General features: G+C 71.1%; 11 protein-coding genes, 1 tRNA gene and 1 pseudogene. 8 read left to right on the top strand and 5 right to left on the bottom strand.

Annotated elements, in window-relative coordinates; all coding sequences use genetic code 11:
• Window positions 1-122: 122 nt before the first annotated feature.
• Complete coding sequence (locus tag ACIHCM_RS32340) at window positions 123-581, bottom strand: hypothetical protein (RefSeq protein WP_399903792.1); 459 nt, start codon at window positions 579-581, stop codon at window positions 123-125.
• Between the two features lie 259 nt (window positions 582-840).
• Window positions 841-916 (bottom strand) — tRNA-Arg (locus ACIHCM_RS32335).
• A gap of 321 nt (window positions 917-1,237) precedes the next feature.
• Between ACIHCM_RS32335 and ACIHCM_RS32330 the strand changes: the two genes are divergently transcribed.
• The 4 genes from ACIHCM_RS32330 to ACIHCM_RS32315 all read left to right on the top strand — a co-directional run bounded on the left by ACIHCM_RS32330 (window position 1,238) and on the right by ACIHCM_RS32315 (window position 8,544).
• Window positions 1,238-2,845 (top strand): dynamin family protein, encoded by a 1,608-nt coding sequence (locus ACIHCM_RS32330; RefSeq protein WP_399903790.1) that lies wholly within the window; start codon window positions 1,238-1,240, stop codon window positions 2,843-2,845.
• 1,290 nt (window positions 2,846-4,135) lie between these two features.
• Window positions 4,136-5,893: a GTPase gene (locus tag ACIHCM_RS32325; RefSeq protein ID WP_399903787.1), complete on the top strand. Its 1,758-nt coding sequence runs from the start codon at window positions 4,136-4,138 to the stop codon at window positions 5,891-5,893.
• 380 nt (window positions 5,894-6,273) lie between these two features.
• Window positions 6,274-6,765 carry a single-stranded DNA-binding protein gene (locus ACIHCM_RS32320; protein ID WP_399903784.1) on the top strand — a complete coding sequence of 164 codons (492 nt, stop codon included), beginning with the start codon at window positions 6,274-6,276 and terminating at the stop codon, window positions 6,763-6,765.
• Between the two features lie 366 nt (window positions 6,766-7,131).
• Window positions 7,132-8,544 carry a Cys-Gln thioester bond-forming surface protein gene (locus tag ACIHCM_RS32315; protein ID WP_399903781.1) on the top strand — a complete coding sequence of 471 codons (1,413 nt, stop codon included), beginning with the start codon at window positions 7,132-7,134 and terminating at the stop codon, window positions 8,542-8,544.
• A gap of 81 nt (window positions 8,545-8,625) precedes the next feature.
• Here the strand turns inward: ACIHCM_RS32315 and ACIHCM_RS32310 are convergent.
• Window positions 8,626-9,122 (bottom strand): annotated as a pseudogene (locus tag ACIHCM_RS32310) (DUF6928 family protein).
• Between the two features lie 325 nt (window positions 9,123-9,447).
• On the opposite strand from ACIHCM_RS32310, the gene ettA reads away from it, so the two are divergent.
• Genes ettA through ACIHCM_RS32295 form a run of 3 tightly spaced genes read left to right on the top strand, consistent with a single transcriptional unit; the run spans window position 9,448 to window position 12,201 of the window.
• Window positions 9,448-11,112 (top strand): energy-dependent translational throttle protein EttA, encoded by a 1,665-nt coding sequence (gene ettA / locus ACIHCM_RS32305; RefSeq protein ID WP_399903778.1) that lies wholly within the window; start codon window positions 9,448-9,450, stop codon window positions 11,110-11,112.
• Between the two features lie 4 nt (window positions 11,113-11,116).
• Window positions 11,117-11,527, top strand: a complete 411-nt coding sequence (locus tag ACIHCM_RS32300; protein WP_399903775.1) for an acyl-CoA thioesterase — start codon at window positions 11,117-11,119, stop codon at window positions 11,525-11,527.
• Window positions 11,524-12,201 carry a hypothetical protein gene (locus tag ACIHCM_RS32295; protein WP_399903771.1) on the top strand — a complete coding sequence of 226 codons (678 nt, stop codon included), beginning with the start codon at window positions 11,524-11,526 and terminating at the stop codon, window positions 12,199-12,201. The genes ACIHCM_RS32300 and ACIHCM_RS32295 overlap by 4 nt, the downstream gene beginning before the upstream one ends.
• A 26-nt stretch (window positions 12,202-12,227) precedes the next feature.
• Here ACIHCM_RS32295 and ACIHCM_RS32290 read toward each other — a convergent pair whose 3' ends face one another.
• Window positions 12,228-12,632: a globin gene (locus ACIHCM_RS32290; RefSeq protein ID WP_399903768.1), complete on the bottom strand. Its 405-nt coding sequence runs from the start codon at window positions 12,630-12,632 to the stop codon at window positions 12,228-12,230.
• Between the two features lie 129 nt (window positions 12,633-12,761).
• Here ACIHCM_RS32290 and ACIHCM_RS32285 point away from each other — a divergent pair, with 129 nt between their 5' ends.
• The gene (locus ACIHCM_RS32285; RefSeq protein ID WP_399903765.1) at window positions 12,762-13,748 is read left to right on the top strand and encodes a methyltransferase domain-containing protein; all 987 of its coding nucleotides are present in this window, start codon (window positions 12,762-12,764) and stop codon (window positions 13,746-13,748) included.
• A gap of 21 nt (window positions 13,749-13,769) precedes the next feature.
• Here ACIHCM_RS32285 and ACIHCM_RS32280 read toward each other — a convergent pair.
• On the bottom strand, window positions 13,770-14,811 hold a 1,042-nt coding region (locus tag ACIHCM_RS32280), incomplete at its 5' end, for an FHA domain-containing protein (RefSeq protein ID WP_399903762.1).

Here is a 14,811-nt window from a genome sequence, read left to right as displayed (position 1 = left end):
AGAAGGCAAAGAACGCGAGAGTTCCGACCAGCCCCACGAGGAACACGGCACCCCCGACCCACCGCCGCGCTTCCCCTGCCTTGCCCGAGCTCTGCCCCTGTTCCTGCTCGATCATGAACGGCTCACTTCGTGATGTGGTGGCATTGACTCACACGCCGCACGCCGTTGACGTAGAGGCGGGCGCATGCTTTTCCATAACGAGGCAGGGTCTGCGGAGGGTTGGTCCGCATGGGGTCGATCTTGCACTCGCTGTGGGTCTTGCCGCGCGCTGTGCGGTAGGTGCGGTTACTGGTGTCGGCGTATGTGAAGTCGATACGCCAGTTGCAGAAACCACTGTTCAGAGCGGCTACGAAGGCACAGTCGACACCGGCGTTCTGGTAGGTGATCTTCCGGCCGCTGCCGCGGAGGACGTGGGTGAACATGCAGCCGGTCGGGACCTTCATGGTCATGCCGCCGACGCTGTACTGGAAGGTGCGCACGGGAGTTGATCCGATCGCCCCGGCGTGCGCGGCGGAAGTCGTGCCAAGGATGACGGCTCCTGCGGCGGCCAATGCTGTGACGAGGCGCCTGATGTTGTGCATGACCCGGGTGGCCCCTTCTGATGATCTCCTGATGAGTACCCGGGGTAACGCGTTCAGTGGATGCAGGTTTGCAGGTCTTCGGTTGATTCACTGTTCTGAGCGATCGCGGCAGTGTCGGCTGACCAGCAGGAACGTTCATGGCTGCCGGAACTTGCGGTGGCCATCCCTGGGGTGCTACGGGTCGGGAGACCTTGTCCTGTCAAGGCATCGACAGCCCTTGCGGACAGCAAAAAGCCCTCCCGGCGGGGAGGGCGGAGACTGGCGCCCCCGGCAGGACTCGAACCTGCGGCCAAGCGCTTAGAAGGCGCCTGCTCTATCCACTGAGCTACGGGGGCCGGGTGTGTGGCCTCTGTCGTGGGTGCCCGGGTGTGGGCCGATCCGTGACGTCGCCGGGGACAAGGATAGGGCTCCTGGATCCTTGACCCTGTTGCTTCGCCTCCGTGGCTCGATGTGGAGGTTCGGTGAAGCGGTCCTGATAATCGCAGGCAGGTACGAATCGTGCATCGCTTTTGGCGCCTCGCGCGCCGGGTGTTGTCCACTCGTTATGCCTGGACTGTGTCCGCGTCCCAGTCGTCCCTTCCGTCCCTTGTGTTCTATCGGCGCGCAGACATGCCCATATGCTTCAGATATCACGTAAAATTGGGCATTCTTCGCATGTGGTGACCTTGGACGTACGGCCTCAGCTGCTCGACGCACTTTCCGCGCTGCGCGACCGCGTCGCCGCCGCACGCTTCCCGCTTCCCCTGGCGGGCGCTCCACGCGCGCGTGCCAACCGCGACGAACTGCTCGCCCAGCTCGACGACTATTTGGTGCCCCGCCTGAGAGAGCCCGAAGCGCCATTGCTGGCCGTCGTGGGAGGCTCCACGGGCGCGGGCAAGTCGACCCTCGTCAACTCGCTCGTGGGCCGCAGAGTGAGCGAGGCGGGCGTTCTGCGGCCCACCACCCGGACCCCGGTACTGGTCTGCCACCCGGAGGACCATCACTGGTTCAGCGGCATGCGCGTGCTGCCCGAACTCGCGCGCGTGTGGGTGCCCCACAAAGAGGCCGACGACGAGCTGATGCTGCCCGGCGACAACCCCACGCGCGTGTTGCGCATCGAGACCGCCGAGACACTGCCACGCGGTGTCGCGCTTCTCGACGCGCCCGACATCGACTCCCTGGTCGCCGACAACCGCACCCTCGCCGCCGAGCTGATCTGCGCCGCCGACATCTGGGTCATGGTCACCACGGCCGCCCGGTACGCCGACGCCGTCCCGTGGCATCTGCTGCGCACGGCCAAGGAGTACGACGCCACCCTGGTCACCGTTCTCGACCGCGTCCCCCACCAGGTGGTCTCCGAGGTCTCCCGGCAGTACGCGGCCCTGCTCACGAAGGCCGGCCTCGGCGACGTACCCCGCTTCACCGTGCCCGAGCTGCCCGAGTCCGCCTGGGGCGGCGGCCTGCTCCCGGCCACCGCCGTGGCGCCGCTGCGCACCTGGCTCGTCCAGCAGGCCCAGGACCCCGCGACCCGCCGGCACACCATGGCCCGTACGGCTTTCGGCGTCCTTGCCTCGCTCAAGTCCCGGATGCCCGAACTGGCCAGCGCGGCAGCCGCCCAGTACGCCGCCGCCCTCCGGCTCACCTCCGCCGTCGACCTCGCCTACGAGAGCGAGCACGCGCGCGTGCGAGGGCGTCTGCAGTCCGGCGCCGTGCTCGCCGGGGACGCCCTGAAGCGCTGGCGGGCCTTTCCCCTCGACTGCAAGGCCGGCGAGCTTCTCGACGCGCTGGTGGAGAGCCTCAGCGCGCTCCTGCTGTGCGCCGTCACCGCCGCCGACGAGCGCGTCGACGAGTCGTGGCGGCGCGAACCGGCGGCGCGCGCTCCCGAGCTCGTGGAGCGGGAGGAGTCCCCGGAAAACGCCGAGCACCGCATCGGGATGGCGGTACGGCGGTGGCGGCGCGAGGTCGAGGAGTACGCGGAGGACGAGGTCCGCAAACTCGACCGAGGTGTAGCGCCGGATCCCGAGGTGATCGCCGCCCTCGTGGTCACCGCGTTGCTGGGTGGCCGACGGGCCCGTTCCGCCGGGGAGGGGCTCGCCGAGCGGCTCGGTGCGCACGGGGCGCTGCGGCTGCGCGACCGGGGCGGGCGGCTGCTCACCGACTGCGTGGACCGGGTCCTGCACAACGAACGCGAGCGCCGGCTCGCGCCCCTCGACGCCCTCGACGTCCATCCCGAACCGCAGGCCGAACTCATCGCCGCGTTGTCCGTACTGCAGAAGGAGAGGTGACCGGTGACTGCTGTCACTGACCAGGACCACACGGCACACGCCGATCCCGAGCAACCGGAAAGGCCGGAACGGATGGAATGGGCGGAGAAGGCGGAGGGGTCGGAGAGGCCAGAGATGCTGGAAGGTCAGGAGAAGCCAGAGGGGCGCGAGGGGCAAGAGGGCCAGGGTGAGGAGGAGCTGGACGACCTGGAGGGGCATGAGAGGCGGAAGGTGCAGGAGGGGATTGTGGGGCAGGGGAGGCTCGAGTGGTGGAAGGGGCTGGACAGGCCCGAGCTGCGGGACGGGGTCGTAGAGCGGTCAGAGGTGGTGTCCGAGGGGCCCAGGGGGTCAGAGGCATCGCAGGAGCCGGTGGGGGCTAAGGCGCCGGAGGACGTGGACGCTCACGCCGGCGCCGGCGGCGCCGAGGTGGAAGGCGAGGACGGGCGGCCGGACGAGTGGTCGTTCGAGCGTTCTGATCGGGGGGCTGATCAGGGGGCAGGGCGCGCTGACTCCCGCGGGCGTGACCTTGAGGGCGGTACGTCTGAGATCCGTGGCTTCGAGGGCTCGGCTCCTGAGTACGCGGCTCCTGAGTACGGGGCTCCTGAGGACGCGGCTTCCAAGAGCCACGCCCTCGAGAGTCCCGTTGAGGCCGGCCTTGAGCGGCCCGCTGAGAGTCCCGCCTTCGAGAGTCCCGCCGCTGAGAGGTGGGACGCCGGCGATCCGGACCCTGTGGAGGGTGATTCCGAAAACGTCGCCATTGGGGAGGATTCCGGAAAGGGCTCCCCGGAGGCGGACCTTTCCGAAAAGGCTCCCTCGGAGGAGAGCGCCGATTCCGGAAACGACGCAAAGGGTGCCACGGAGGAGGGCGGCTCGGAAAAGGACCTCTCCAGCGGCAAAAAGGACTCGTCCTGGAGGACGGATTGGGCAAGCGGCGCCTTTCGGCGGCCCTGGAAGGCGTTGCGCAAAACGGGTGAGCCCGCGACGGGGGAGCAGCGGGATGCCGTACCGGAGGAGAACGACGGGCACGCGCGCGTACGGGATCGTTTTCGCCGGGACAGCGAGGGGCGTCGTGAGGACGGGCCTCGCAGTGAGGGCCGTAAGGACCGGGGGCGTCGCGAGGATGGTCCAGGGCGGGATGGAACCCCGAGCCGCAACGGCACCACCCGTCACACCCCCGACCCTTCAGGCCGCGAAGGCACCACAGGCCGCGCCAAGTCCTCCCGCCGCCACGACGGCACCCCCGGTCGTGCCGGCACGTCGGGCCGCGACGACCGCACGCGCCTTGCCGGTGCTCCCACGCACGTCCGTCCCGTGCCGCGCATCGACACCACCCGCCGCGACGTACCCTCCCGTCGCAGGGATTCCGAGGGCGCCTGGGACGACGGGCTGATCGCGCGCCGGGTGACCGAGGCGACCGGCGGAGAGCAGGCCGCCGTGGTGGAGACCCGGCCGAGCGGGCCGCAGAGCGGGGCGCCGCTGGCGTACGACGGTCCGTTGCGGTCGCGGCTGGACGCCATGCGCGAACTGGTGGGGTTGTCGCGGACCCGGCTCGACAGCAAGACGCTCGCCGAGGCGGGCCGGGTGCTGGACGAGGCCGCGGCGCGGCGCAAGCTCTCCGGGCAGCACACCGTCGTCGCCATCGCGGGCGCGAGCGGGAGCGGGAAGTCGCAGTTGTTCAACACCCTCGCGGGGGTGGCCATTTCGGAGACCGGTGTACGCCGCCCCACCACGGCCGCGCCCATCGCGTGCAGTTGGAGCGACGGCGCGGCGACCCTCATCGACCGGCTCGGGATCCCGGGCCGGCTACGCCGGCGCCCCTTGCAGAGCCCGGAGGCGGAGGAACAACTGCGCGGGCTCGTCCTGGTGGACCTGCCCGACCTCGACTCCGCCGCCGTACAGCACCGTGAACAGGCCGAGCGGCTGCTGGACCTCGTGGACGCCGTCATCTGGGTGGTGGATCCGGAGAAGTACGCCGACGCCGTGCTCCATGAGCGCTATCTGCGGCCCATGGCCGGGCACGCGGAGGTCATGTTCGTGGTCCTCAACCAGGTCGACCGGCTCCCCGGGGAGGCGGCCGACCAGGTGCTCGACGATCTGCGGCGGCTGCTCGACGAGGACGGGATCGCTCTGGGCGAGTTCGGCGAACCGGGCGCGACCGTGCTCGCGCTCTCCGCGCTCACCGGTGAGGGCATCGGGGAACTCCGCGAGACACTCGGCCAGTTCGTGACGGAGCGGGGGGCCGCGGCCCGGCGTGTCTCCGCCGACCTCGACGCCGCCGCGGCACGGCTGTGGCCCGTCTACGCCACTCGGCGGCGTACGGGGCTCAGTGAGCAGGCGCGCGACGAGTTCTCGGCGCGGCTGGCGGACGCCGTGGGGGCCACCGCCGCCGGGGAGGCGGCCGAACGGGCCTGGCTGCGCAACGCCAACCGTGCGTGCGGGACGCCTTGGCTGCGGCTGTGGCGGTGGTGCCAGGACCGGACTGAACTTCCCACGGGCCGACTTCCCTTGCGCGCGCAGGCCGATGAGCAGGCCACCGCGCGGCAGCGGGTGGAGCAGGCGGTGCGTACGGTGGCCGACCGGGCGTCGGCGGGGCTGCCCGCGCCCTGGGCGCAGGCGGTGCGGGAGGCCGCGGCGCGCGGGTCCCAGGGCTTGCCCGAGGCGCTCGACGAGCTGGCGGCCCGGGCCGGGCTGCCCCCGGGGCGGCCGCCCCGGCCGGGCTGGTGGCCGGCGGCGGTGCTGGTACAGGCGGCCATGACGCTCCTTCAGGTCGTGGGCGGGCTGTGGCTGGTGGGGCAGATCGCCGGGGTGATGGCGCCGAATCTCGGGGTGCCGGTGCTGCTGATGCTGTCCGGGATCGTCGGCGGCCCGCTCGTGGAGTGGAGCTGCAAACTTGCGGCTCGGGGGCCTTCCCGGCGGTACGGGCAGGAAGCGGAGCGGCGACTGCGGGAGGCGGCGGCCGGGTGCGGGCGGGCGCGGGTGCTCGATCCGGTGGCGGCCGAACTGCTGCGGTACCGGGAGGTACGGGAGCAGTACGCGCGGGTTCTGGGGACGGGGGCGGGGGTCAGTTAGGGCGCCGGCTCGTCGATTCATGGCTCGCCGGGGCCGTCTCCCTGCTGTCCGCAGCCTGTCTGTCTGTCTGTCTGCCTGCGTGTACCTGTCTGTCTGTCGAAAAACCTCCCTCGCAGGGTGTCCCTCTAACGGGTTGCGGAGTTTTCCACAGGCCCGGTCGTCGTCCACAGCGCTCGGCGGGCTCGGCCCGGCGGAGGCAGTCTGGCTTCGCGGCGATCGCGAGGACGCGGTCGTCACGGCGATCGCCAGGAAGGGGTCGTCACGGCGGTGGCGGTCCGCGGACGAGCGCGGCCGCCGTCGGCAGACACAGCCGTACGGGACGGACCCGTGCGCGTGGCCGCCCGGCGCGAGTGGCCGGGCGGGGGAGGGATACGACGACCATGAACGAGACGATGGTGTGTGCGGTGGGGAACGTGGCGACGCAGCCGGTCTACCGGGAGTTGGCGGCGGGACCGTCGGCACGGTTCCGGCTGGCGGTGACGGCCCGGTACTGGGACCGGGAGAAGAACACGTGGACGGACGGGCACACCAACTTCTTCACGGTGTGGGCGAATCGGCAACTCGCCACCAACGCGGCGGCCTCCCTGGGCGTCGGCGATCCCGTCGTCGTGCAGGGCCGGTTGAAGGTCCGGACGGATGTGCGCGAGGGGCAGAGCTGGACCTCGGCCGACATCGACGCCGTGGCGATCGGCCACGATCTCGCGCGGGGCACCTCGGCGTTCCGGCGGGGAAGCGTCAAGAGCGAGGCGGTCGTCACCGGTGCACCGCAACAGCCCGAGCCCGTGTGGGAGACACCTCCGGGAGGGGAGAACGAGGATGGCACGGCCGACGCGGAGACCCAACGGCAGGCGGAGGTCGCGGCGGTGACGTGACGCCGGGTGGGCTGACGCCGCGGGTGTGTGCCGTTCTTGTGGCGCCGCGTGCGTGACCCCGCCGGCGCGACGCCGTCCCTGGACCCACCCTGGAAACGCCACCCTGCGGACGCCGCACGGGCTGCCCGAACTGCGGCTTATCGGCAAACCGGCACTGGGTCGAACCTCGGTGGATTTGTCGATAAGCCCTGTTCGTAGTGGGTCCGGGCGATAACGATTGCGAGTCGGATCCCCGGTCCGACGGGATCCCTGGGAAGCCTGGTGTGCCCGCATCCCTAGGATGCCGAACATGGCTCTTGTGGCTTGAGATTCTGCTGGTGGGACCGTACCCCCCACGTCAACGGGTCCTGCTCGAAGGGGAATTCTGTGTTTTCTTCGTTCTCCGCACTGTCCGTGTGCGGGCGAGGCGCAGCCCGCCTCGCCGCTGTGACGCTGGCGTCCGGACTGGCTGTCGGCGCCGCCCTCGTGGCGGCCGGCCCTGCCGCGGCAGGCACCTCGCCCGCGCAGCCGCAGGGCGGAGCGACCGCCACCATAGGCGGCCTGAAGACGTACGGAGCGGCGGTGGTGCACTCCGACGAGGGTGACCTGGAGATCTCAGCAGGCCTGTTCGAGATGTCCGTCGAGGGCGGCGGCATGCTGCAGACGTACTGCGTGGACATCCACAACCCCACGCAGAAGGACGCCAAGTACCACGAGACGCCTTGGAGCGGCACGTCCCTGGGGGCCAACGACGACTCCGGCCGCATCCGCTGGATCCTGCAGAACTCCTACCCGCAGGTGAACGACCTCGCGTCGCTGGCGAAGAAGGCGGGCGTGCGGGGCGGCCTCAGTGAGCAGGACGCTGCGGCCGGAACGCAGGTGGCCATCTGGCGGTACTCGGACGCCGTGGATGTGGAGGCCGTCGACCCCGAGGCCGAGAAGCTCGCGGACCACCTGGAGAAGAACGCCCGTGACGTGGCGGAACCGCAGGCGTCGCTGACACTCGACCCGCCGGCTCTCTCCGGCCACCCGGGCGGGCTGCTCGGCCCGGTGACCGTCGACACCAACGCGGAGAGCGCGACGGTGACCCCGCCGGCCGACGCCGCGGCGAGGGGTGTGCGGATCGTCGGCAGGGACGGCAAGGACGCCACCACCGTGAAGGACGGCAGCGAGTTGTTCTTCCTGGTGCCGGAGGACACCGCGGACGGCTCGGCAGAGCTGACCGTGCAGGCCTCCACGACCGTGCCGGTCGGCCGCGCCTTCGCCTCCGAGACCAGAAGCCAGACGCAGATCCTGGCCGGGTCCAGCGAGTCGACGGTGACGGCGACGGCGGGTGCGAACTGGGCGAAGAAGGGCGCGGCACCCGCACTGTCCGCGACGGAGAACTGCGCGGCGGGCGGAGTGGACATCACCGCGATCAACGAGGGCGACGAGGCGTTCACCTTCGAGCTGATGGACACCGAGTACTCCATCGCGCCCGGTGAGACCCGGACGGTGACCGTCCCGCTCCAGGAGGACCAGGCGTACGACTTCACCATCACCGGCCCCGGCGGCTACGAGAAGCGCTTCACCGGCGTCCTCGACTGCCGCACCCAGGCCGCCGAGGCGTCCGATGCCGGCGAATCGACCCAGATCCTCACCCAGCCGAGTCCGGCGACGATCGGCAGCACCTCGGCGGATGTCAACCTCGCCGCAACCGGCAGCTCCGGCACGACCCCGGCGATCGCGGGCGTGGCCATCGGCCTGGTGGTGATCGGCGGCGCGGCACTGGTCCTGGTCCGCAGGAAGCAGCAGCGCTGACCCGCCGGGCAGTTCTCGGCAGGGTCGTTCACACGGCGTCGCGGTCATCGGGGCGCCGGTCCGTAGGTCGGCACGGCGGGTTCATCCGCAGCAGTCGCACCCGGCGCGGCATCCACAGGCATCCGTCTCCGTGCTCGTCTTCGGTGAGGGGATGACGTCGGCTGGGCGGTCTGGGGACCAGTAGGGCAGTTCGAAGGGGAGCGGTTCGCCGATGTTCTCGACGGTGCCGCTGTCCGGCGACAGGCTGAGGGAACGGACCAGGCGGCCGTCTTCCCACACAGCGAAGGCCAGCCAGTCGACGGCGCTGTGCATCGCGTGCAGGACGAGCCGCCGGTCGGCGCTTGCCGCCACGAGGTGTTCGGGGAGCTGGGAGGGGGCGTCGATCATCACCCTCTGATCACCGATGACGTCCACGTCAGGCCAGCCGGCCGCGGACGCCGTCCCCCTCGGGGGTGGACGCCGTCCCACAGCGTCGAGCCCTCGCACTCCTCGATCTCCCAGCCCGGGTAGAGCCGCCGCACCACCATGGCCGCCCGATCACGGTCCGCCGCCCCCACGCGTCGCAGCAACCCCGGCATGTCGCCGTCGGCGTACACCAGCAGTCCCGTCTTGGCTACCACGGCCCCTCCCCAGACCTTTGCCCGTGATGGCGGACGCACCGTAGCGGCACGCACTGACAACGGAGGCGACTCATTTCGCCGGCCGAGCTGGGCCGTCTCTGGACCGTGCGAGGGCGATCGAGGCTGACAAGGACGACCGAAAGTGACAGCCGGGTGGGAGCCGCCACGCAAGAAGCCCCAGGTCAGAGCCTCTCTGCCGAACGCGTTTCCTCCGAGGGGTGGCGGTACGGCAAGATGGGGTGTATCTGCCCACTGCCAGATTCAAGCTGCCGGACGGTTTCTCTTGGCTGAGTTCATTTACACCATGCGCAAGGCGCGCAAAGCGCACGGCGACAAGGTGATCCTCGACGACGTCACCCTGAACTTCCTGCCGGGGGCGAAGATCGGCGTCGTCGGTCCGAACGGCGCCGGTAAGTCGACCGTGCTGAAGATCATGGCCGGGCTGGAGCAGCCCTCCAACGGTGACGCGTTCCTGTCGCCGGGCTACAGCGTCGGCATCCTGATGCAGGAGCCCACGCTCAACGAGGAGAAGACGGTCCTGGAGAACGTCCAGGAGGGTGTCGCCGAGATCAAGGGCAAGCTCGACCGGTTCAACGAGATCGCCGAGCAGATGGCGACCGACTACTCGGACGCGCTGCTCGACGAGATGGGCAAGCTCCAGGAGGAGCTGGACCACGCCAACGCGTGGGACCTCGACGCCCAGCTGGAGCAGGCCATGGACGCCCTGGGCTGCCCGCCCGGCGACTGGCCCGTCGTGAACCTCTCCGGTGGTGAGAAGCGCCGCGTCGCGCTCTGCAAGCTGCTGCTGGAGGCGCCCGACCTCCTGCTCCTCGACGAGCCCACCAACCACCTCGACGCCGAGTCCGTGAACTGGCTGGAGCAGCACCTCGCCAAGTACGCGGGCACCGTCGTGGCCATCACCCACGACCGGTACTTCCTGGACAACGTCGCCGAGTGGATCCTCGAACTCGACCGCGGCCGCGCCTACCCGTACGAGGGCAACTACTCCACGTACCTGGAGACCAAGCAGACCCGTCTGAAGGTCGAGGGGCAGAAGGACGCCAAGCGGGCGAAGCGGCTGAAGGAGGAGCTCGAATGGGTTCGCTCCAACGCCAAGGGTCGCCAGGCCAAGTCCAAGGCGCGTCTGGCCCGGTACGAAGAGATGGCCGCCGAGGCCGAGAAGATGCGGAAGCTGGACTTCGAGGAGATCCAGATCCCGCCGGGCCCGCGGCTCGGCAGCATCGTCGTCGAGGTCAACAACCTCAACAAGGCGTTCGGTGACAAGGTCCTCATCGACGACCTCAGCTTCACGCTGCCGCGCAACGGCATCGTCGGCGTCATCGGCCCGAACGGCGCCGGCAAGACCACGCTGTTCAAGATGATCCAGGGCCTCGAGCAGCCCGACTCCGGCACGATCAAGGTCGGCGACACCGTCAAGATCTCGTACGTCGACCAGAGCCGCGAGAACATCGACCCGAAGAAGACGCTGTGGGCCGTCGTCTCCGACGAGCTGGACTACATCAACGTCGGGCAGGTCGAGATGCCGTCGCGGGCGTATGTCTCCGCGTTCGGCTTCAAGGGCCCGGACCAGCAGAAGCCGGCCGGGGTGCTCTCCGGCGGTGAGCGAAACCGCCTCAACCTCGCGCTCACCCTCAAGCAGGGCGGCAACCTGCTGCTCCTCGACGAGCCCACCAACGACCTCGACGTCGAGACCCTCTCCAGCCTGGAGAACGCGCTGCTGGAGTTCCCCGGCTGCGCCGTGGTCGTCTCCCACGACCGGTGGTTCCTCGACCGTGTGGCGACCCACATCCTCGCCTACGAGGGTGAGTCCAAGTGGTTCTGGTTCGAGGGCAACTTCGAGTCGTACGAGAAGAACAAGATCGAGCGGCTCGGTCCGGACGCCGCCCGTCCGCACCGCGCCACCTACAAGAAGCTGACCCGGGGCTGATCTCTTGCGGCACATCTACCGCTGCCCGCTGCGCTGGGCGGACATGGACGCGTACGGCCACGTCAACAACGTGGTGTTCCTCCGGTACCTGGAGGAAGCCCGTATCGACTTCCTGTTCCGCCCGGACAAGGAGTTCAAGCAGGGGTCCGTGGTGGCGCGCCATGAGATCGACTACAAGCGGCAGCTCGTCCACCGGCACGCGCCGGTGGACATCGAGCTGTGGGTCACGGAGATCAGGGCCGCCTCCTTCACCCTCACCTACGAGGTGAAGGACGGCGAGCAGATCTACGTACGTGCCTCGACGGTGATCGTGCCGTTCGACTTCGAGGCGCAGCGGCCGCGCCGGATCACCGCGGAGGAACGCGAGTTCCTCGAGGAGTACATGGACGACGCGGAGGAGGCCGTCGCCGCATGACGGTGCTCCACCTCGCCGACGAGGGGGAGGCGGCGGACCTCGCGGCCTTCCTCTCCCGGCTGCTCCACTACGACCGTGGAGCCGCGGTGCGCCTGCAGGCCGCGGGTACCGCACTCGCCGTCTTCGGCCGGCCGCCCTCCTTCGAGGTGCTGGCGATCCGCGCGGTGCGGCTGGCCAAGCCGTACGAGGACGGGCTGGACGTCACCCTCGACGTGACGGTGTCCGCCGGTGAGCTGCTGGAGTCCGTGGACGAGAAGGCGGCGACGGCGGCCGTTCCGGGCGCGGTGACCGGGCCGCCGTGGGCGGGGGTGCTGCCGCCGCGTGGTGGCTGGCGGCCGGAGCGTGGTCTGCCGGGAGCCAGGAGCCTGCTGGCGATGGTCGCCGCCGTGGTGACCGAATTCCGGGCGCGTACGGAGGAACTGCCACCGGAAGGCCGTACCCGGGCCGAACTCGACCGGCTGGGCCGGGAGATCTGGTCCCGGACCGTCGGGAACACCCCCCTGCCCGTGCGGGCCGTGCATGCCGCCCAGTCGCTGGGATTCCTGCGGGCTGCGGCCGGGGCCGAGGAGCTGGCGCTGTTCTCCTCGGGTGCCTGGCTGCGGCTGCGCACCCCGTACGGGTCGATCGCGGTGCGGCGTGCCGGGCTCGGGATGCTGGGCGTCAGCGTGCGCTGACGCCGCCGGACCGGGTGAGGGCCCTCTCAGCCCGCGGTGTTCACCATCGAGGCCGCCGCGTACGTCAGGTACTTCCACAGCGTGTGCTCGTGTTCCTCGGACAGGCCCAGCTCGTCGACGGCCTCCCGCATGTGCTTCAGCCAGGCGTCGTGCGCGGCCCGGTCGACGGCGAAGGGCGCGTGCCGCATGCGCAGGCGCGGGTGGCCACGGTTCTCGCTGTACGTCGTCGGGCCACCCCAGTACTGGATCAGGAACTGCGTGAAGCGCTCCTCGGCAGGGCCCAGGTCCTCCTCGGGGTACATCGGCCGCAGGATCGGGTCCTCGGCGACTCCCTGGTAGAAGCGGTGGACCAGGCGGCGGAAGGTCTCCTCCCCGCCGACCTGCTCGTAGAAGGTCTGCTCCTGAAGCGTGCCGCGCCGAATCTCATTCACCCGTCCATGCTCTCAGACGTGGGGGACGAGGACTCAAGGCCTAGGACCAGCCACCCCGCGGGGCCGGACCAGCCACCCCGCGGGGCCCGGGTACTCGCCTCGCGGTCCGAAGCGCAGCACAGTGGACCTATGGGCGCGCACGCACTCGACAAGGATCTGGAGGCTGTCGCCGCCGCGGCCCGGGCCGCGCTGGTGCGGGAGATCGACGCGAGCGGAGCGTGGGCCGCGGACCCGGTCTGGCGGGAGGCCTTCGCCGCGGTGCCCCGGCACCTCTTCGTGCCGTACTACTACGTGGGCGCCCTCGGTGGCTACGAGCGGCGCTGGGGCGAGAGCCCCGACCCGGAGGCCCGGGAGCGCTGGGTGCGCGGTGCCTACGACGACACCCCGCTGGCGACCCGGCTGCGGGACGGGGAGCTGGTCTCGTCCAGCAGCCAGCCCTCGCTGATGGCGATGATGCTCACCGAGTTGCGGGTGGAGGACGGCGACCGGGTGCTGGAGATCGGCGCGGGCACCGGCTACAACGCGGCGCTGCTCGCCCACCGGCTCGGCGACGGGGCTCTCGTCACCACCGTCGATCTGGAGCCGGAGATCACCGAGTCGGCCCGCCGGCATCTGGACGCCGCCGGGTACCGCCCGGTGGTCGTCACCCGTGACGGGGCGCGCGGGGTGCCCGAACGCGCTCCCTTCGACCGGATCATCGCGACCTGCACGCTCGCGTCGATCCCGCCGGCCTGGCTCGCCCAGTGCCGTCCCGGCGGCCGGATCCTGACGCCGTTCGCCACCGGGCTGATCGCGCTGACCGTGCGGGACGCCGGGTACGCCGAGGGGCACTTCCTGCGCACGCCCGCCTACTTCGTCCCGCTGCGCGGCACCGGGCGGCCCGGGCAGGCGCCGGCGGGGCTGGGTGCGGTGCCGCGCCGGGGGCGGGAGCACGAGCTCTTCCGGTTCCTGCTCGCCCTCACCCGCGGCAGCCTCGATCCGCAGGAGGCGTACGCGATGTGGGAGCGCGAGGGACGGCCGGGGCGGGAGCGGTACGGCATCACCGTCGCCGGCGGACGCGAGTGGGCGTGGCTGGACGAGCCGGAGGGGCCGTACGCCTGGCCCCTCCCCGTCTGAACCGCCGCCCCGCCCGCTCCGTCAGCCGCGGCGGATCGTGATCGTCGTCCAGGCGCCCACGTGCACGCGGTCGCCGTCCTGGAGCTGCACGGGCACGAAGGGCTGGATCGGGTCCTCCGAGCCGTTGACCGTGGTGCCGTTGGTCGAGTTCTGGTCGACGACCGCCCAGCTGCCGTCCGGCTGCTGCACGAGCACCGCGTGCTGGTGCGAGACGCCCGGGTCCTCCGGCGGCACCGCCAGATCGATGTCCGGGGTGTCGCCGGTGGAGTGCCGGCGGCGGCCGATCGTGACCTGGTTTCCGGTGAGCGCCCGCTGCTGCTCCGGGGAGTACGCGGGCAGGTTCAGGCCCGCGGCCTCGGGGCCGGAGCGCTGCATCATCGCCATGAAGTACTCACGGTCGGGGCCGATGGTCGCCGTCCAGGTCGCCGGCCGCTGCGGGGCGGCGGGACCGGGCGGGGGTCCGGGCTGGGTACCGGGGTGCGGGTAGCCGTAGCCGCCCGGCTGTCCGGGACCGCCGGGCTGCCCCGGGACGCCCTGGCCGCCGGGGCCGGTGGAGGACGGTGGGGAGAGCACCCAGTCGTCGTCACCGCCGCCGAAGGACGGCCCACCCGGCTGTGGCCGGCCCGTCTCCTGCGGGAACGCGGGCGGGGCGGGCGGGCCGGACTGGTGGAAGGCCTGCGGGGCGCCCGGGTGCGTACCGGGACCGCCGGGCCCACCGGGACCGGCGTTCGGGGTCGGCCCCGGCGGTGGGGGCACCGGCCGTGACGGGTCGCCGCCGAAACCGGAGGGGCCGGGGGCCCCGGGGCGCTCACCACCGAATCCGGGCGGACCGGAGGGTCCGGGCCGCTCACCGAACGCGGAAGGGCCGGAGGAGCCGGGAGCGCCGGGCGCCTCTCCGAAGGCCGAGGGACCGGAGGGGCCGGGACCGCCGGGGCGCTCACCGAACGAGGGCGGCGGTCCGGAAGGACCGGGACCGCCGGGGCGCTCACCGAACGAGGGCGGCGGTCCGGAAGGACCGGGACCGCCGGGGCGCTCACCGAACGAGGGCGGCGGTCCGGAAGGA

Origin of the sequence: Streptomyces sp. NPDC052023 (assembly GCF_044548465.1) — a bacterium.
Taxonomy (GTDB): Bacteria; Actinomycetota; Actinomycetes; order Streptomycetales; family Streptomycetaceae; genus Streptomyces.
The sequence above is the reverse complement of the archived record's forward strand: the minus strand, read 5'-3'. Positions and strand labels throughout refer to the sequence as shown.

Excerpts from the sequence above, each read along its gene's own strand:
- ACIHCM_RS32340 (WP_399903792.1), bottom strand. The coding sequence starts at position 581 with ATGCACAACATCAGGCGCCTCGTCACAGCATTGGCCGCCGCAGGAGCC.
- ACIHCM_RS32320 (WP_399903784.1), top strand. The coding sequence starts at position 6,274 with ATGAACGAGACGATGGTGTGTGCGGTGGGGAACGTGGCGACGCAGCCG.
- ACIHCM_RS32295 (WP_399903771.1), top strand. The coding sequence starts at position 11,524 with ATGACGGTGCTCCACCTCGCCGACGAGGGGGAGGCGGCGGACCTCGCG.
- ACIHCM_RS32285 (WP_399903765.1), top strand. The coding sequence starts at position 12,762 with ATGGGCGCGCACGCACTCGACAAGGATCTGGAGGCTGTCGCCGCCGCG.